At 48.2% G+C, this 17553-nt stretch carries 17 protein-coding genes; 8 read left to right on the top strand and 9 right to left on the bottom strand.

Annotated elements, in window-relative coordinates:
* Positions 1-85: 85 nt before the first annotated feature.
* Genes CI959_RS09775 through CI959_RS09760 form a run of 4 tightly spaced genes read right to left on the bottom strand, consistent with a single transcriptional unit; the run spans position 86 to position 4527 of the window.
* Complete coding sequence (locus CI959_RS09775; RefSeq protein ID WP_004371701.1) at positions 86-2176, bottom strand: type IA DNA topoisomerase; 2091 nt, start codon at positions 2174-2176, stop codon at positions 86-88.
* A gap of 60 nt (positions 2177-2236) precedes the next feature.
* The gene (locus tag CI959_RS09770; RefSeq protein ID WP_004371700.1) at positions 2237-3796 is read right to left on the bottom strand and encodes a DUF3945 domain-containing protein; all 1560 of its coding nucleotides are present in this window, start codon (positions 3794-3796) and stop codon (positions 2237-2239) included.
* 20 nt (positions 3797-3816) lie between these two features.
* Positions 3817-4167, bottom strand: a complete 351-nt coding sequence (locus CI959_RS09765) for a helix-turn-helix domain-containing protein (RefSeq protein WP_004291454.1) — start codon at positions 4165-4167, stop codon at positions 3817-3819.
* Positions 4168-4170: 3 nt separating this feature from the next.
* Complete coding sequence (locus CI959_RS09760) at positions 4171-4527, bottom strand: helix-turn-helix domain-containing protein (protein WP_025072716.1); 357 nt, start codon at positions 4525-4527, stop codon at positions 4171-4173.
* A gap of 202 nt (positions 4528-4729) precedes the next feature.
* Between CI959_RS09760 and CI959_RS09750 the strand changes: the two genes are divergently transcribed.
* The 3 genes from CI959_RS09750 to CI959_RS09740 are packed head-to-tail and all read left to right on the top strand — an operon-like array spanning position 4730 to position 6434.
* A complete protein-coding gene (locus CI959_RS09750; RefSeq protein WP_095231473.1) occupies positions 4730-5029 on the top strand; it encodes a helix-turn-helix domain-containing protein in 300 nt (99 codons plus the stop codon).
* A 30-nt stretch (positions 5030-5059) separates the two neighbouring features.
* Positions 5060-5365, top strand: a complete 306-nt coding sequence (locus CI959_RS09745; RefSeq protein ID WP_032538125.1) for a helix-turn-helix domain-containing protein — start codon at positions 5060-5062, stop codon at positions 5363-5365.
* Between the two features lie 55 nt (positions 5366-5420).
* Entirely contained in the window at positions 5421-6434 is a 1014-nt protein-coding gene (locus CI959_RS09740) for a DUF2971 domain-containing protein (RefSeq protein ID WP_005809274.1), read from the top strand.
* Positions 6435-6541: 107 nt separating this feature from the next.
* On the opposite strand, the gene CI959_RS09735 is transcribed toward CI959_RS09740, so the two are convergent.
* From CI959_RS09735 to CI959_RS09725, 3 genes are all read right to left on the bottom strand, one after another.
* The gene (locus tag CI959_RS09735) at positions 6542-6904 is read right to left on the bottom strand and encodes a hypothetical protein (RefSeq protein WP_005809276.1); all 363 of its coding nucleotides are present in this window, start codon (positions 6902-6904) and stop codon (positions 6542-6544) included.
* 12 nt (positions 6905-6916) lie between these two features.
* Positions 6917-8152, bottom strand: a complete 1236-nt coding sequence (locus CI959_RS09730) for a site-specific integrase (RefSeq protein WP_032542969.1) — start codon at positions 8150-8152, stop codon at positions 6917-6919.
* Positions 8153-8444: 292 nt separating this feature from the next.
* Entirely contained in the window at positions 8445-9644 is a 1200-nt protein-coding gene (locus CI959_RS09725; RefSeq protein WP_255223114.1) for a hypothetical protein, read from the bottom strand.
* Between the two features lie 1054 nt (positions 9645-10698).
* Between CI959_RS09725 and CI959_RS09720 the strand changes: the two genes are divergently transcribed.
* Positions 10699-11520 carry an Rpn family recombination-promoting nuclease/putative transposase gene (locus tag CI959_RS09720; RefSeq protein WP_011966904.1) on the top strand — a complete coding sequence of 274 codons (822 nt, stop codon included), beginning with the start codon at positions 10699-10701 and terminating at the stop codon, positions 11518-11520.
* Positions 11521-11611: 91 nt separating this feature from the next.
* Here the strand turns inward: CI959_RS09720 and CI959_RS09715 are convergent, their stop codons facing one another.
* Positions 11612-13066, bottom strand: coding sequence for an aminoacyl-histidine dipeptidase (locus CI959_RS09715; RefSeq protein WP_005861209.1), 1455 nt, complete (start codon positions 13064-13066; stop codon positions 11612-11614).
* Positions 13067-13116: 50 nt separating this feature from the next.
* The gene (locus CI959_RS09710; RefSeq protein WP_005861208.1) at positions 13117-14130 is read right to left on the bottom strand and encodes a lysylphosphatidylglycerol synthase transmembrane domain-containing protein; all 1014 of its coding nucleotides are present in this window, start codon (positions 14128-14130) and stop codon (positions 13117-13119) included.
* Positions 14131-14225: 95 nt separating this feature from the next.
* Between CI959_RS09710 and rsmA the strand changes: the two genes are divergently transcribed.
* From rsmA to CI959_RS09690, 4 genes are all read left to right on the top strand, one after another.
* Positions 14226-15026, top strand: coding sequence for a 16S rRNA (adenine(1518)-N(6)/adenine(1519)-N(6))-dimethyltransferase RsmA (gene rsmA, locus CI959_RS09705; RefSeq protein ID WP_005861207.1), 801 nt, complete (start codon positions 14226-14228; stop codon positions 15024-15026).
* A gap of 15 nt (positions 15027-15041) precedes the next feature.
* Complete coding sequence (mgtE, locus tag CI959_RS09700; RefSeq protein WP_005861206.1) at positions 15042-16388, top strand: magnesium transporter; 1347 nt, start codon at positions 15042-15044, stop codon at positions 16386-16388.
* 111 nt (positions 16389-16499) lie between these two features.
* Positions 16500-16838 carry a CidA/LrgA family protein gene (locus CI959_RS09695; protein ID WP_095231438.1) on the top strand — a complete coding sequence of 113 codons (339 nt, stop codon included), beginning with the start codon at positions 16500-16502 and terminating at the stop codon, positions 16836-16838.
* A gap of 3 nt (positions 16839-16841) precedes the next feature.
* Entirely contained in the window at positions 16842-17546 is a 705-nt protein-coding gene (locus tag CI959_RS09690) for an LrgB family protein (RefSeq protein WP_005861201.1), read from the top strand.
* Positions 17547-17553 lie beyond the last annotated feature (7 nt).

Here is a 17553-nt window from a genome sequence, read left to right as displayed (position 1 = left end):
CGAGTGCCGCCACTAAATCCAAAGTATGAGTGTAATCCGGTATCGAAGAACAATTCATTACTCTGAACAAGTGGCAAAGTTAATACTATTTCTTCCGTCCTGAAAATTTCTTGCCCTTTTTAGCCTCCGGGAACACGAACGTCGTGTTATATTCCCCGTCAAAGGCGACGACGGCATCGAAGCTCTTGCCCTGTTTGCTCTTGAAGCCTTTGAGCAGCTGGGTATGCCCTTCGGTGAGCAGGTCTTTGATTTCATCGTCGGACAGGGTGCGTCCCGCTTTCAGCCGGAACACGGGAAGCCCGCACTCCGTGTTGTCGCAGCGTACCACCTTGCCGTAGAACCGCATCCTGCCCGTGCCGCACTTGGGACACGCGCAACCGGAATCGCGGCTGCCGAAGAGTTTGTCGCATGAGAGCAGTTCGGAGGTAATCTCCCGCGTGTACGCCTCTATCTTTTTGCGGAAGGTATCGGCGGACAGCTCCCCACGCTCGATGCGTGCCAGTTCCTTCTCCCATTCGCCTGTCATGGCGACATCGGCGATGCGCATCGTCTTCACCACGGAATTGAGTGCAAGCCCCTTTTCGGTGGGGACAAGCAATTTCTTGCAGCGTTCCATGTAACCGCGCTTGAAGAGCGTTTCGATGATGGAGGCGCGTGTGGCGGGAGTACCGATGCCGCAGTCCTTCATCGCCTGCCGCAGTGCGTCATCCTCGATTTCCTTGCCCGCCGTTTCCATTGCGGACAGCAGGGTGGCTTCGGTATGTAGCGGCTTGGGCTTAGTCTTCCCTTCTGTGATGGAAGAGGCTTTCAGTGTCAGCGTGTCGCCTTCCTGCCAGCCGGGAATGGTGGTTTCCTCCTTGTTTTCCTCGCCATAGACAGCACGCCATCCGGCTTGCCTGATGACGCTGCCTTTCACGGTAAACTCCACTCCGGCACATTCCGCCATGACAGCGGTCACGTCCTTGACGCATTTTTCAGAGAATGCCTCGACCATGCGCCCGGCAATCATCTGATAGATGGTATTGTCCTCTTTGGAGAGGAAGAGCGGTTTCTCACCCGTGACGAGTAGGGCATGGTGGTCTGTCACCTTGCCGCCGTCTACGCTGCGGCGTGTCGGGATGGCTTTTGCCCGCACCTTGTCTTTCCATTCGTGCTGTGTGCCGATGAAAGCGAGCAGTTTGGGAATTTCGGCAAACACGTCTTCGGGGATGTAGCGGCTACCCGTTCTCGGATAGGTTATCAGCTTCTTCTCGTAGAGCTTCTGCGCGATTTCAAGCGTCTGCTCCGCCGTGAAGCCGTGCTTGGCGTTGGCTTCTTTCTGAAGCGTGGTCAGGTCGTACAGCAACGGGGTATCCTCCGTTTTCTCCTTGCGCTCGGCTTTCGTTACCGTTGCGAAGCCTGCCGCCTTTACCTTATTATATAGCTCCGTTGCCGGTTCTTTCGACTTCCATTTTTCAGAGGATGAGAATTTCACGACCTTGCCGTCGCAACCGTCCGTTGCGATATGGAGTTGCCAGAAGGCTTCGGGCGTGAAGCGGCGGTTCTCCCAGTAGCGTTCACATACCATAGCCAACGTTGGTGTCTGCACCCGCCCCACGGAGTATGTGCCGTGTCCGGCGGCGATGGAGAGAGCCTGCGTGCCGTTGATGCCCACGAGCCAGTCGGATTCGCTTCGCGCTTTGGCGGCGAGGTATAGGTTGTCATACTTGCCGCCGTCTTCGAGGTTGCGCAATCCCTCGCGGATAGCCTTGTCGGTGAGCGAGCTTATCCACAGGCGCACGAAAGGAGTGGTACTGCCCGTGTAGTGGTAGAGGTAGCGGAAGATAAGTTCACCCTCGCGTCCGGCATCGGTTGCCACGATGATTTGGTCGCTGGTGCCGAACAGCCTTTTGATTGTTTTTATCTGCGACACCACGCCGCTATCGGGCTTGTAGCCTTTCTCCGTCCTGACCTGACGGGGGACGAGCGTGAAGGTGTCGGGGATAATCGGGAGGTTGTCACGGACGAAACCGCGCACGCCGTAGCCATCGGGCATGGCGAGCTGGACAAGGTGTCCGAATGCCCATGTCACGGCATAGCCGCCTCCCTCGAAATATCCTTCCTCTCTCTTTGTCGCGCCCACGATGCGGGCGATTTCACGTGCCACGGAGGGCTTTTCTGCAATGATTGTCTTCATGTCTTCTTCTTTTTTGTTGATACTTTGGATTTTATTTTGGATTCAGTGGCGGACATCGGTCTATACTTTCATGCCCTTGCCCGTTTTCTTCTGCGGCTTGTCCTGCTGCTGTTGCTGGCGGGCGTCCTTCGGAGTGGTCTGACCTTTCTGCAAAGGCTCTTTCAGGTTCTTTGTCGCCTCGTTGGTCTTGCCCTCGTTGTTCACCGCCACCTGCGTGCGGCTCTCGTTGGACGGGGCGACCTGCTGCCCGATGTCGGGATTTGTTTCGTAGCGGTACGGGCGACCCTTCTCCGGGTTGAACTTGATATACATCGTGGCATGGAAGCCCTGCTTGTCGGTCACGTTCTCCAGTTTCACGGCTTTGCCCGCCACATAGTCGGCTTTCTGCTGTTCGGTGAAGTTCACGTCGCTCCATTTGCTGATGGGGCGGATGCTGCCGTCCTCGTTCGTCCACGTGTTGCGGCGTTGCTCCTTCTTGGTCTGTGTGGCATTTTCCCCGCCTTGCGCCTGACTTTTCGACGTGTCGCCTTTGGTTTCCTGCGTCTGTACGGTACGGGGCGACCTTCCGGTTCCCGGCACGAACTCCACGCCGCGCTGCTCCACGTTCACTTGCAGAGTGGTGACGAACTTCCTGCCGTCGTTGCGCTCGATGAGCTTGTCGCGCACGGGCAGTCCGGCGCGGAGCATATCCTGCTCCTGCTTGGTGATTTCCGTCTTGCCGATGCGCTCCGGGATGCGTACCTTGCTCGCCGGAATGTCCGTGATCTCATTCGTCTTGCGGTCGATGCTGATGTAGGAGGGGATAATCTCGCCCGTTTCCTTCTCCACGATGTCCACGACCCTGCCGAGGTTGCCCGTCTCGCGCAGGTTCTTCCGGTCGTCGTCGGAGAATTTGTGTTCCTTGTATTCATCCAGTTTCTGCTCCTTGCGGATGAAGTGCGGCACGAGGCTGATGTTTCCCTCGCCGTCCTTCTTGAAGGAAAGGCGGGCGTCCAGCTCGAATGCTTCGCCGCCGAAGGTGGGCTTGACCTTCACCAAGTCGGACTTGCCGTAGTGGAGCATCTTCGTAAGGTCGCCGGACTTTTCAAGGTCGTCACGCTTCACGCCCCATCTGTCCTCCAGCTCCTGCCAGTTGATTTTGCTCTCGTCGATGGGCTGGTAGCCCCGTTTGCCCTGCGTCTGTTCGGGATCTTCCTGTTGTTCTTTTTGTTGCTCCATGTTTTCCTGTTTTTGAGGTTCTTGTTTTTCGGTTGCCAGTTCTTCCTGCACCTTTTTCTCGTAGTCGGAGGTGTCCACCTTGTGAGGGGCAAGCAGCTCCTTGTTCGCTTCGGGGTCTTTCAGCAGTTGCTTCATCACCTCCAAGAGATTTTCGGCTTGGTCTGCCGCGATGCGGTAAAAACCGAAGCGGCTGGGTTCCTTGCACTGCCGGAAGAAGTTCTTGAAGAAGTTGTCCAGCACGTCGCCGTGTCGGTCGAATTGCAGGAAACTCTGCGCGTTTTCCGCTTTCGCGGGGGTGCGCTTGGGTGTGCCGTCCGCGTTCAGCCCGGCAACCACGCTGATCTCGCCCGTCTTCTCGTCACGGACCACCAGCACGTCCTTTTCGTCTTTTTTCTTTGCCATCTGAAAAATGTTTTAATGGGTTATTTATGAAAGAAATTATGGATACGAGCCTTGTAGAAGGCTATATCTTCCTTTTTGAAGTCCTTGATATGGTTGGAAAGGAATGTCAGCACGTCCTCCTCGCTGTAATAGGTTTTCTTGCCCAGTGTCTTGTAGGGCAATGCGCCGACACTGCGGTAGCGTTGCAGGGTGCGCTTGCTTATCTGAAGCAGCATGCACAAGTCCTGATTGTCGAAAAGGCGGATGCTTTCCGTGATAGTAGGCTGTTTCCCCTCAGCCTTCATCGCCAGCAGCAGTTCGTCCTGACGGTCGAGCCGTTCCATCAACTTCTGCATCCAGCCTTCGAAGTTGTTTCGTGTGAGCAGTTCCATGACCTATGTCCTCCTTCCTTTGGGGTTGCCGCCCGTGCGCAACGTGTGGTTGCGTTTCAGTTCCTGCGGTGTCGCCGCGTCCTCGTTGACGGTACTCTCATCAAGCAGGCGGTCGATTTCCGACTGCCGGTAGCGGCATTTGCCGCGAAGCACGACATAGCCGATGCGTTGCTCGCTGCGCATACGCTGGAGGGTGCGGGTACTCACGTTAAGCAGGTGCGCCGCCTCGCGTGTGGTGAGCAACCTGTCGGGCGATGCCGCTCTCTTGTCACCGGAGACGGCACGGACGTGTGCCGCAATCTCCGCTATCTGTTCCGTCAATGACCGGAAGACGGAACTTTCCATTGTTATCACTTTCATATTCAGTCCTTTCTTTTTGTATCTGCGGCAAAATTCGGCAATAAACAAAAGGGGCTTTAACAACTCACTACGTGACTCACGTAAGATTTTTACGGAAGATGGCTCCGTAACCCGGTCAAACGGCGCAACAGGCAGCCTTTCAGTGGAAAACGGCACGTGTCCGGGAGTGTATCGTTACCTTTGCGGGCAAACCGATAATTGCATGAATATGGAAATAGTATCAATTGAGAAAAAGACTTTCGAGATGATGGTGGCGACATTCGGCGCACTCTCGGAGAAGGTCGCCGCACTGAGGCGCAAAAGCGACACGGGGCGCATGGAAAGATGGCTCACGGGCGAGGAGGTCTGCGGGCAGTTGAGAATAAGCCCGCGCACGTTGCAGACGTTGCGCGACAAGCGGCTTATCGGCTACTCGCAGATAAACCGCAGGTTCTATTACAAGCCGGAAGAAGTTAGGAGGCTGATTCCGCTTATCGGTACGCTCTATCCCGGCGGCAGGTAATCTTATTATTCACCCACTGAATCCAAAGTTATGATGAACGAGAACAACGATGTTTTTACACTGGAGGACGAGCCGCTTGCCACCGTGGTGCAGAATATGCGCAAAGGCTCTAAATGGCTCTCTGCATTTTTGGAAAACTACCGTCCACCGCTGGACGGGGAACGTTACCTGACGGACAGGGAGGTGGCGGAGTTGCTCCGTGTGAGCCGCCGTACCTTGCAGGAATACCGTAACAACAGAGTGTTGCCCTTTATCCTTTTAGGCGGGAAGGTGCTTTACCCCGAATCGGGATTGCGTGAACTGCTGGAGGCGAATTACCGCAAACCGATGGAGTAATGTCCTGACATTCCGGAATAAAATGCGTACCTTTGTGGTTAAAACGAATACCATTATGCTTCGGAGTGAATTTGCAAAATTGTTAGAATCCACAATAATTCCTGAAGGAATTGAGCAAGAGGACATAAAATCCCGAATCTATCCTATAAGTGCAGCATTGATGTCAATGTTGCCACAAAAACTGTATAGATATAGGAGTTGTTCAACATTAAACCTTGATGCTTTTGACAAGGATCTGGTTTATGCTGTTACTGCTGATAAGTTTAATGACCCCTATGACACTCTTGTTTATTATAGTTTGGATAATATTCAAGAGCAAATGAGAGCTTGTTGTACAGAAGAATTTCTTGAACAATTCAAACAGATACTTGAAACTAAAGATTTCGAATTTCCTCCAAGTGTAATCCAATTTTTCGGAAGAAACAATTTGACAGGTTTAAAAAAACAGGTAATATCGTGTAACGGCATAAATCCATTGACATTAGCTCTTTTTAGTGTTGTAATGGAAAACATATTGAAAGAAATCCTATTAAAAATGGGGGATACATTAAAGGTCGTATCTACAATAGCATGTTTAAGTGAAAGCATAGATTCTGTTATAATGTGGAGTCACTATGCCCAAAATCATGAAGGGTTTGCATTGGAATATGATTTAAGGTTCTTATTAGAACAAGGAGAAATGAATTGTTGTATCTTGCCTGTTATATATGATAATAACCGCTTTGATGCAAATAGTTTTATTCAATGGTATATAGCAAAGAGCTTGGGGCTGGATGTTAAAAATATAGATTCACTATCGCATTTGAAAATGGCTATTCACAAATCCACACAGTGGGAATATGAAAATGAATGGCGTATTATTCATTCAGAGAAACAACCTGCCGCACATTCTCGTGCAACAAGCCTGAAAATTGTTCCTAAAGCAATCTATTATGGAGAGAGAATTTCAAACATCCACAAGAAAACTTTGCATTATATAGCACAAGAAAAAGGAATTGCGGAATATGATATGTACATTGATTGTGGCTCGTTAAAGTATGAGATGTTATATAAGCCATCTCAATTTTGATACCTCATATTCTTTAGCACATAATTTGTATATTCAAAATTGACTATTTTAAAGTTAAAACGGACAGCTTGATGGTTGTCCGTTTTTAATTGATTTTCATCGTCTTTTCAGCAGTAACCGCCTTTTCCGCTATGTACGAATAACATGTAGGCGGTATGCTTGTCTTTTGCAAGTGCCTTGTCCATCAGCCAGCGGCGGAAAAGATGGGCATGGTATGTGCTCAGCCGAAAGGTGACGGGGATGATTATCTCAAGCGAGTAAACATCCGCATACAGACCGTTTTCAAGTTGGATGTAGCGGCATGCCTCGTAGTCGTTCAGCACGTCCGTTTTGAGGATGGCTTTGATGGCGGCGTTCACTGCCGGGACACCCGTGTGGAACAGTCTGGCGATTTCTCCGGCGGTCATCCATACATCGTTACCGGTTACGCTGACCGCCTTGTCCTCAATGATGATTATGTCACGTTTCATGGCTTCTCTGTTTTAGATGGTACGACCTGCAAATTCTTCGATTTGGTTCAATCTCGCGGCAAGGTTCTCCATGTCTTGATTGAGCTTCTCTTTGGTTATTTTCGCGTATATCTGCGTTGTCTTTATGCTTTTGTGTCCCAGCATGGAACTGACCGTTTCGATGGGTACGCCGTTGGAGAGGAACACCGTCGTGGCGGCCGTGTGGCGGCTTTGATGCCATGTAATATGCTTGGTGATACCGCAACGCTTGGCGACGGCACGGATTCCGGCAAGGCACGTGTTATAGTGGGGTACGGGGAATATCCTGCCGTCCCCACACAGCCCACGGTATTTGTCGATGATGCGCTTCGCTATGTCGAGCATACGGATGTTGGACACCACACCCGTCTTCTGGCGGTTGATGTTTATCCACTCGTGTTCGTCAAAGTAGGTGCGGATATTCTCTTCCGTCAGGTTGCGCATATCGGCGAACGACAAGCCCGTGAAGGCGCAGAACAGGTATAAATCACGATACAGTTCTTGCTTCGCATTCTTCAGCTTACCTTCCATCAGCAGGCGGATTTCATCTTTCGTCAGAAAGCTGCGGGTCGTTTCCTCCTTCTTGATTTCATACTCGCGGAACGGGTCGCGCGTGAGCCACTCATTGTTGATGGCGATGAACACCATCGTCCGAAGCGGGCAGACATACAGCCACACGGTGTTGGTGCAGCAGTGTTTGTCCGTGCGCAGGAACATTTCAAAATCGGAAATGAAAGCGGGGGTAAGCTCTTTCAGGGCGATGTCCTTCACGTGGTAGCGGATGGTGAGGAACTCTTGCAGGTGCTTGTAAACGATCTTGTATTTGTCAAACGTGCCTTTGGCTTTCATGCCTGCCTCCACCTGCTTGGCATAGTCCTCGTTGTGTTGCCGGAACACCTGCAATAGCGTGTGGTAGCGGTGTTCCAGTCCAAGAAAGGCGTTTTTCACCTTTTCCGCAGTGACGAAGTTGTCACGCTCCATGATTTCCTGATAGTGCTTGTTGATGCGTACGCGCATCTTGTCGAGCATACGGTTCGTTTCGAGTGCAGCCGTGCTTCTGCCCGTGACACGTCCTCCTTTGGTGTCCCACAGCTTAGGATCGACGGTCAGTTTGCAGCTGAACTGTGTTTGGCTGCCGTCCACCGTGATACGTCCCATGACGGGTACTGTCCCGTCCTTTTTCACTACCTGACGTTTGAGGTAGTAGATAACTGAAAATGTACTCTTCATCGTCCTTAATTTTTTTAGGTTCAAAATTAGTCGGTGAAGAATCCTTCGTCGGTACGCAAAACACGGAGGAACGACGCAATCTTTTTCCGTAACTGGATTTGTCGCGTGAGTTGTTAGTAACTCACTATATCACAACGCCTTGTTTTGCCATTCGTGCCAATTTCGTCACCTATATGGTGTGGTTACGAACAAGTAACGTTGCGACGTCTTGACTTGGCTTCGGCAAGGATTGTGGTGGCGTTGGAGATAATCGGCTGCTTAAATGAAACCTCTGTAAATCAATTCTATTACTTCATTCTTCTGTATTCCACTTTTTTGTAGTATCTTTGTATATTAATTGTACATAGTAAGTATAGTCAGCGTCCAATGCATCCGGAGTATCAACTACACCGAATGTAGCCTTAGCCTCTGTCAACTTATCGCCTGTAGCCTTAGTAGCCGTCAAAACCTCCAAGCTGTTAGCGAACTTACCGTAAACCAAAGCACGAGTTGTTGTTGCTACGTCATAAGACATACCAGCATGAGCCTTGTTTTCTTCCGGAGTTGTCGGAGCATAAGTAGGAACACCCTTCGGAGTGATAGTTACCACATAACCGGCAGCGATATCCAACTTGAATTGGAATGCATAGAAATCAGCGGCACGACCGTTCTTCAACAATTCAGCCCCTACAGCAGAGTTTACAGAACTCTCTTTAGCAGCCTCTGTAGGAAGAGCATCAGTAGCTAATTTGAAATAAACATTGTTGTTTACGGTGTTCGTCCATTGAGCGGAGTCAACTACCAAATACTTACCGGAGTTCAAACGAACGTTTACATAAGACTCAGCATCTGTAGCCACAGCACGGAAAGCCACGCCGTCGATTGGGTTGCCATCCAAGTTCTTGTCGAAATCAAGAACAGAAGAAGTACCATACAAACCGTTGATCTGATCGGCAGTCATAGCATCAACAGATGCTGGTTTAGCGATATTGAACGCCTCTGCGGATTTGTTCTTTTTCACAATCACGCGAGTCTTACCACCTTCTACAGCTACATCTACAACTTCTCCATCCTCATCCAAATATTGCAATTGGATAGAATAAGTATCACCATTCTTGATAGCCGTGATCTTGCCTTCAGCAGAAACCAACCATTTAGACTGGCCGTTACTTACGAAAGAAGCACCTTCCTTGGAAAGATCCAAGCTCAATACGCTACCCGTAGCATAGTTCGTCATAGTCCAAACATCCGTCTCGGAATTGTCTACCTTGGAGCTAGCGAACTTCCACAAAGACTTCTTGTAAACATCCTTCATGATGTCGGAGTTTCCCGGAGCATCCACAACCACCAAACTATCAGCTGTCTTCGCCTTATTTTTTACGACAGACAGAACCTGAGTACCCTCTGTTCCAATCTTAATCTGATGCAACTTACCATTTGTCGGAGCAACCGCAAAAGCAGAGAAAGTTCCGAACAAAGCAGCCGCCAAAAGAGTAGAAAACTTTTTGTTCATAATACTGAAATTAATATTAATACTAGTGTTTATTAAGATAATCAAATACTTAGCTCTATTAAATCGATTCCAAAATCACATAAAACGACTAGTCTAAACGATCGTCTAGATTAGTCGTTTTTTAAGGGAGGAAAAGAGAGGTTCGTTTACGGAATCGCTTGTTTCGTAACGGATAGCCTATTTGATTGATAAGAAAGAGGATAAGGGGTGAAAAAAATAGCCCGGAAGGGTTGCAGAAGTCGAAGAAACGCGTACCTTTGCAAATGACTAAAAGAATCGATCGTTTAAACTAGTCGTTTCTACACGATAATAGTATTTATGAATCATACAAACTTTACGCCTTTATAATAATGTACATACGTACATTTATATATTTATCCAAAAGTAACACTTTGACATTTTGTATTCTTAACTCCCGGAGAATCGATTTTTTCGAACAAAGGTACAGTTCGTTCCCAAATAAGTAAGAAAAAAACAGCAATCAACTAATTAACAGACAGATGCTAAAAAAACGCCTTTCGTTATAGCGAAATTAATCCATCGTAATTCATATCTATTGACTTCTTCGGGCTATCCCATAGGGTTACGACTGGGTTCTAACAGGGTTACAATGCCCATTCACGACTACCGCCAACCCTATTCGTGACTGTTTATAATGCCCAACGGCAGTATAGGCGTTACCCAACGCGACTATATGTGCAGGCTTTTGTCGTATATCGTGCGTAAAAGGCCGTACTTTTCCATGAAAAACCCCGATTATCGTCTTCCCCTTCCCCCTATTTCACGATGCCAGCAAAAAGGGATTGTCACGATTCAAGCCTTATATCAAGCAAAAAGTCAAGACAACAACCGTTTTCACGACATAAAATTCCTTCAAGATACTTGATATAACGGTAATATTATGACCTTCAAAAAACACGTACGTCTTTTTCCGGAAACATGTACATGTTTTTTCAAAAAGACGTACGTATTTATTTTTAAAAGCGTATCTTTACCGCAAGAGATGGAAAAAGAACCATCCCTTTCATATTAATCACTAAAACCTATAAGCACTATGGGAAAATTTATCAATCCCTTCACCGATTTCGGCTTTCACCGGATATTCGGACAGGAGGTACACAAGGAGTTACTAATCGATTTCCTGAACCAATTGTTCTTCGGAGAGCACGACATCGAGGACATCACGTTCCTTAACCCGATTCAGACCCCCGAGACGCTGGACGACAGGGGAATCGTTTTTGACGTGCATTGCAAGGATAGCAACGGAAACCTGTTCGTGGTTGAGATGCAAACCGGCGCACAACCCTATTTCCACGACAGGGGACTGTACTATTTGGCGAGGGCCATCAGTAACCAAGGACAAAAAGGGAAGGACTGGAAATTCGCGTTACAACCCGTATACGGGGTATTCCTACTTAATTACAAGATGGACGTGAACTCAAAGTTCCGGACCGATGTTATATTGGCGGACCGGGAAACCGGAAGGATGTTCAGCGACAGGATACGGCAAGTCTATCTCGAGCTGCCTTACTTCCAAAAAGAACCGGACGAGTGCGAGAACGATTTTGAACGTTGGATTTATTTATTGAAGCATATGGACACTTTAGAGAGAATGCCGTTCAAGGCAAAAAAGGCGGTCTTCGATAAGTTGCTAGAAGTAGCCGACGTGGCAAACCTCAGCAAGGAAGAACGCATACAATACGACGAGGCCCTGAAACGATACAGGGATTATAAGAATACGATCGATTACGCAGAGGAGAAAGGGATATTGAAAGGGAAAGAATCTACGGCCCGTAACATGAAAGCCGAGGGAATCGCACCTCTCATCATCCAAAAATGTACAGGGCTCTCCCTTGAGGATATAGAGAAACTATAAAAATAAACCCTCCAGCCCTATTCTCGCTAACCGAATGGTTAGAAGAACAAAGGCTGGAGGGCTTGTTTAATATCTATAAGGAAAGAGATCCTTAGATTCTCTCCAATGTAGCTGTAATAAACTCCCAGATCTTCTGTACGGAATGAATATTCACTCGCTCGTCCGGTGAGTGCGGATATTCCAAATCCGGTCCGATAGAAACCATATCCATATCCGGATAAGCGCCTTGGATGATACCGCATTCCAATCCGGCATGCATCACCTTCACCTCAGGTTCCTTACCAAATAAATCCAGATAGGTAGATTTCATCAAGTTCAAGATCGGGGAATTGATATTAGGCTGCCAGCCATTATAATGACCGGACTCCTCCACCTTAGCCCCTGCCAAAGCGAATACACTTTCCAGACTTGAGCAAACAGAATCCCTGCGAGACTCGGATGAGCTACGCACCAAGATCTTCACCTCGATCAACTCATCAGATGTCTTCACGATCGCCAAGTTAGAGGAAGACTCAATCGTACCCGGGAAATCATGCAACATGCTAATCACACCATTCTGGCAACCCTCGATCGCATTGATCAAATCATCCTGTATCTCCTCCGGAATCAACGTAGACGGCAATTCAACCATCTCCGCGACGAAATCGATCTGATCCTCCACACCCATATACTCCGTACGGAACATATCTTGGTAATCAGCCACTAGCTCCCAAAGAGACTCCACGTTATCACCCGGAATCGTTATCACGGCAAAAGCCTCACGAGGGATAGCGTTAGGCAAGGAACCACCCGCCACAGAGGACAAGCGAGCGCCATAATCACAAACCGCCTCTTTCAAGAAACGGAAGATCAACTTATTCGCATTCGCACGCCCTAAATGAATATCCACACCGGAATGGCCACCTTTCAAGCCAGACAAGCTAACCTTGACAGCCACGTCACCTTCCGGAATATAAGTATCCTCCTTAAATTGGAAAGAGACATTCACGTTAGCGCCACCCGCGCAACCTACGAACAACTCCCCTTCCTTCTCGGAATCACAATTCAATAAAATATCACCCTGTAAGAAATGCGGCTTCAAGCCGAAAGCGCCGTCCATTCCCTGTTCCTCATCAATCGTAAACAGGGCCTCGATCGGTCCGTGACGCAAGCTATTGTCCGCTAACACGGCCATCGCCAGAGCGGCGCCCATGCCATTGTCCGCCCCCAAAGTCGTCTCACGGGCCGTCACCCAATCACCGTCTATGTAAGCGTCGATCGGATCTTTCTCGAAATCATGCTTTACGGAAGAGTTTTTTTGGGGAACCATATCCAGATGAGACTGCAATGTCACGGTCTTACGACCTTCCATTCCGGGCGTGGCCGGCTTACGGATCAATACGTTACCCACCTCATCTTGCAGGGTTTCCAGTCCCAATCCTTTACCAAAGGATATCATAAAACGGGTTACTGCCTCCATATGTCCGGTCGGACGGGGGATTTGCGTAAGGTCATAAAAATAACCCCATACATGCTTCGGAGATAGATCTTTGATTTCTGCTGACATAGATGTTAATAATTTAGTTCAGTTCATATTTAATACATATCTTGTATTCATCACGAAACAGCGACCGGAGCCTCTTTGTTCTCCCGGTTGGTGAGCGGCAAAGCCACCACGCCGAATAATCCGCACAATCCAGTCCATACCGTCTGTACCGTATGAACGACCAAGGCGAACGCCGCCGCGTCATTCTCGTTCACGCCAAAACAAACCAAGGTAGCGATCACCATGAAATGCCACGGTCCGATACCGCCTTGAACAGGCACCGCCACGCCGATACTACTCATCGTAAACGTGATCAGCCCGACCACGATACCCAAGTCCTTGGTAAAGTCGAAAGCATAGAACGTTATATAAAAGTAACAGAAATAACCTCCCCAAATCAATAACGTCTCTATCACGAAACGCATCTTATGCTCCATGTACCAGATACTCTTCATACCGGTCCATATATTCTTCAACATGCCTTTGGCTTTCTGTACCAGCGTAAAGTTACTCATATAAGTGAATACAAACCAAATTACAGCGACAAAAATTATCACCGCCACGTAAATCCATATCGAATTAAACATGGATTGGAACCCTTCGAGCAAAGCCGGGTTCTTGGCGAAGAAACTCGTAAAGAAGCTTATATTAAATATGAATATCATCAAGGTTATCAAACCGACCATGATCGTATCGCTCACACGGTCGATCAACAAGGTACCTAAAAGCTTGGTAAACGAGATCTTATCGTATTTCGTGATCATGCCGCAACGCCATACCTCGCCGACACGGGGCAATACCAGATTCACCGCGTAATTACCCAACACGGCGTAAATCACGTTACTCATCTTGAAACGCTCGCCCAAGGAACTGATCAGCAATCCCCACCGTAAACCACGGACGATATTGGCGAACAAGCCGAACAGTAAAGAAACCAGAATAATATCATAACGAACCCCCTCCTTGACTACTCGCCAAATCTCAGTGATATCCATTTTCCGATACAAAAACCAAAGGAGTAAACAGCCGAAGGCTAAAGGTAGAATTATCTTCAGAAACGTACGTAGAATGCTCTTAAAATCCATTAGGTATAGGGAACTTTAAATTATTTATTGTACTTTTGTGCATCCGCAAAGATAAGCATAATATTTAAAAACAAACACATTACACCGAAAAGTGGATGAGATTAGTTAAGCCAAAAAAAGCATTAGGGCAACATTTCCTAAAGGATCTGCAAATAGCACAGCGCATTGCGGACACACTCGATACTTTCAAATCCTTGCCGGTCTTGGAAATCGGACCGGGAATGGGAGTCCTTACCCAGTTCTTGCTGGAGGCGGGACATGATTTGACCGTTGTCGAGTTGGACATGGAATCCGTAGATTACCTGAACCAGAATTTCCCCGATCTGAAAGGACGTATCATCGCCGAGGATTTCCTGAAATTGGATCTCTCGAAGCTATTTCCGGGGCAGTTTTGTGTGATCGGTAATTATCCCTATAATATCTCCAGCCAGATATTCTTCAAAGTCCTCGATTATAAGGACCAGATTCCCTGCTGCTCGGGGATGTTACAAAAAGAGGTAGCGGAACGCCTAGCGGCAGGTCCCGGTAGCAAGACGTACGGAATCTTGAGCGTATTGCTTCAAGCTTGGTACGACGTGGAATACCTCTTTACTGTCAGTGAGAAAGTATTCGATCCGCCTCCAAAGGTGAAAAGCGCCGTATTGAAAATGACTCGTAACGACCGCAAGGAGCTGGGATGCGACGAGAAGTTATTCAAGACCGTAGTAAAGACCTCATTCAACCAACGAAGAAAAACGCTTCGTAATTCCATGAAACCCCTATTGGGTAAAGATTGCCCGGATTACGCCTTGCCGATATTCGACAAGCGCCCGGAACAGTTATCCGTGGAGCAATTCGTGGAACTGACCTTGATCAGCCAAAAGCATCTGGAGAAGCAGGCTGGTGATGTCCTATAATAATATAAGAGTCCAATGATCGAACTGACGAAAGATTACATCGAGAACCTGAAAAGCATCATCGAGGCCAAAGATGACGCGAAGGCACAGGAGGTACTTCATGAACTGTATCCTGCCGATATAGCCGAGCTTTATCAAGAACTGAACTTGCAAGAGGCCATTTATCTCTATCTATTGATGGATGGCGACAAAGCGGCGGATGTATTGATGGAGTTGGATGAGGAAGACCGTCATAAGTTATTGAAGGAACTTCCCAATGAGCTTATCGCCAAGCGTTTCGTCGATAACATGGAAACGGATGATGCCGTTGACTTGATGCGTGAGTTGGACGAGGATACCCAAGAGGAGATCCTTTCGCATATCGAGGACGTAGAACAGGCCGGTGATATCGTGGACTTGTTGAAATACGACGAGGACACCGCCGGCGGTTTGATGGGTACCGAGATGATCGTGGTGAACGAGAATTGGAGTATGCCCAAATGTATCGACGAGATGCGCAAGCAAGCGGAGGAGATGAGCGAGATCTATTATGTATATGTAGTGGACGACGACGAGCGCTTGAAAGGCGTGCTCCCCTTGCAGAAACTGATTACCCACCCATCCGTCTCCAAGATCAAGCATGTCATGAAAAAAGACCCGATCTCCGTTCGCGACAGCGACAGTATCGAGGAGGTTACGGAGACGATCGAGAAATACGACTTGGTAGCCTTGCCCGTAGTCGATAGTATCGGACGTCTGGTAGGACGTATCACGATCGATGACGTTATGGATGAGGTACGCGAGCAACACGAGCGTGATTACCAGTTGGCATCCGGTATCTCGCAAGACGTGGAAACCTCGGATAATGTATTCACCCAAACCGCCGCCCGCCTACCTTGGCTGCTGATCGGCATGATCGGAGGATTGGGAAACTCCGTTATCCTCGGTGGTTTCGAGAGCAGTTTCGCCACTAACCCGAAGATGGCGCTATTTATCCCGCTGATCGGTGGTACCGGTGGAAACGTAGGCATACAATCTTCCGCTATCGTGGTACAAGGCTTGGCAAACAATACCTTGAAGGAAGGGAATATCGTACCGCAAATCCTAAAAGAGTCCGTAGTTTCGTTAATCAATGCCAGCATTATCAGTCTGGTCGTGTTCATTTACAACTTCTTCATGCTGGGAGACCGGGGGATTACGGCCTCCGTATCTTTAAGCCTATTCGCCGTCGTAATGTTCGCCAGTATATTCGGCACGTTAGTTCCCATGACCTTAGATAAGATGAAGATAGATCCGGCCTTGGCGACCGGGCCGTTTATCACCATTACCAACGATATTATCGGTATGATGATTTATATGTTCATTACTTCCGCGTTAGCTTGATACCACGGGGGGACGGACGCCGTCCCTACAATGTTAAAATAATATGTTATAGAACATATCTACGAAATAGCTGTTATCTTTGTAGCGGTTATCAAAAAAGGTAGAAAAACTATGCTAACAGAAGCATTTTACATTCTCTTCTTCTATTTCACGGGAGAGTTTATCAGCTACTTTATCGACGGTTTCATACCGGGTAGCGTAATTGGGATGGTGCTATTATTTTTAGCCCTCGCGTTCAAGAAAGTAAAACCTGAAAAGGTGAAACGTCTTTCCACGGTTCTTACCCAAAACATGGGATTATTCTTCGTTCCAGCTGGTGTAGGGCTTATGAATTCCTTCGGGATCATCTCCGAGTATTGGGCAGTCCTGCTGATCGCTTCCGTAGTAAGTACAATTTTAGTCATCACCAGCGTAGCGTTGGTGCAACAAAAACTGGAAAAGGGGAAATAGACCATGGATAATCTGGCGCATTCCGAGATTTTCGCTCTTACCTTGGTAATTGGTACCTACCTGACTTCCTTGGCTCTTTACAAGAAAGTCCATATCAGTCTTTTGCATCCTTTGCTTACGACCATCTTCGTGATTATCGTGGTACTGGAAGTCCTAGGCATTCAATATGAGTCGTTCCAGCAAAGCAGTCATTTGATCCATTTTATGCTGGGGCCTTCCGTAGTGGCCCTTGGCTATGTGTTATATGAGCAAATCCAATATCTAAAGGGAAATGTCGTTTCGATCTTGACTTCCGTATTTGTCGGGGCCATTGTCGGAATCGTAAGCGTAATCATCATCGGTAAATTGATGGGAGCCGACCAAGCGTTGATCGCCACGCTCCAACCGAAATCCGTCACCACCCCGATCGCTATGGGGATAGCGGAGAAAGCGGGCGGCATACCTTCACTTACCGCCGTCATCGTCGTAGCGGTAGGAATCTTTGGCAGTATAGTGGGCCCTATCGTGATGAGGGTACTGGGAATAGATAGCCATATCGCTAAAGGACTGGCGTTAGGGGCTTCCTCCCATGGAGTAGGAACAGCAGCGGCCATTCAAATCGGGGCCATCGAAGGAGCATTAAGCGGACTGGCGATTGGCTTGATGGGTATCATGACAGCGGTCTTGGTTCCGGTTATTCGGTTGATTTGCAACTATTTTTCCATATAAATACGCA

This window comes from Parabacteroides sp. AT13 (assembly GCF_002272965.1).
Taxonomy (GTDB): domain Bacteria; phylum Bacteroidota; class Bacteroidia; order Bacteroidales; family Tannerellaceae; genus Parabacteroides; species Parabacteroides distasonis.
Note: the sequence above shows the minus strand (reverse complement) of the source record. Positions and strands in the feature narration are given on the sequence as shown.

Coding starts and splice junctions, on each gene's coding strand:
- CI959_RS09775 (WP_004371701.1), bottom strand. CDS start 2,176: ATGAAGACAATCATTGCAGAAAAGCCCTCCGTGGCACGTGAAATCGCC.
- CI959_RS09770 (WP_004371700.1), bottom strand. CDS start 3,796: ATGGCAAAGAAAAAAGACGAAAAGGACGTGCTGGTGGTCCGTGACGAG.
- CI959_RS09765 (WP_004291454.1), bottom strand. CDS start 4,167: ATGGAACTGCTCACACGAAACAACTTCGAAGGCTGGATGCAGAAGTTG.
- CI959_RS09760 (WP_025072716.1), bottom strand. CDS start 4,527: ATGAAAGTGATAACAATGGAAAGTTCCGTCTTCCGGTCATTGACGGAA.
- CI959_RS09750 (WP_095231473.1), top strand. CDS start 4,730: ATGAATATGGAAATAGTATCAATTGAGAAAAAGACTTTCGAGATGATG.
- CI959_RS09745 (WP_032538125.1), top strand. CDS start 5,060: ATGATGAACGAGAACAACGATGTTTTTACACTGGAGGACGAGCCGCTT.
- CI959_RS09740 (WP_005809274.1), top strand. CDS start 5,421: ATGCTTCGGAGTGAATTTGCAAAATTGTTAGAATCCACAATAATTCCT.
- CI959_RS09735 (WP_005809276.1), bottom strand. CDS start 6,904: ATGAAACGTGACATAATCATCATTGAGGACAAGGCGGTCAGCGTAACC.
- CI959_RS09730 (WP_032542969.1), bottom strand. CDS start 8,152: ATGAAGAGTACATTTTCAGTTATCTACTACCTCAAACGTCAGGTAGTG.
- CI959_RS09725 (WP_255223114.1), bottom strand. CDS start 9,644: ATGAACAAAAAGTTTTCTACTCTTTTGGCGGCTGCTTTGTTCGGAACT.
- CI959_RS09720 (WP_011966904.1), top strand. CDS start 10,699: ATGGGAAAATTTATCAATCCCTTCACCGATTTCGGCTTTCACCGGATA.
- CI959_RS09715 (WP_005861209.1), bottom strand. CDS start 13,066: ATGTCAGCAGAAATCAAAGATCTATCTCCGAAGCATGTATGGGGTTAT.
- CI959_RS09710 (WP_005861208.1), bottom strand. CDS start 14,130: ATGGATTTTAAGAGCATTCTACGTACGTTTCTGAAGATAATTCTACCT.
- rsmA (WP_005861207.1), top strand. CDS start 14,226: ATGAGATTAGTTAAGCCAAAAAAAGCATTAGGGCAACATTTCCTAAAG.
- mgtE (WP_005861206.1), top strand. CDS start 15,042: ATGATCGAACTGACGAAAGATTACATCGAGAACCTGAAAAGCATCATC.
- CI959_RS09695 (WP_095231438.1), top strand. CDS start 16,500: ATGCTAACAGAAGCATTTTACATTCTCTTCTTCTATTTCACGGGAGAG.
- CI959_RS09690 (WP_005861201.1), top strand. CDS start 16,842: ATGGATAATCTGGCGCATTCCGAGATTTTCGCTCTTACCTTGGTAATT.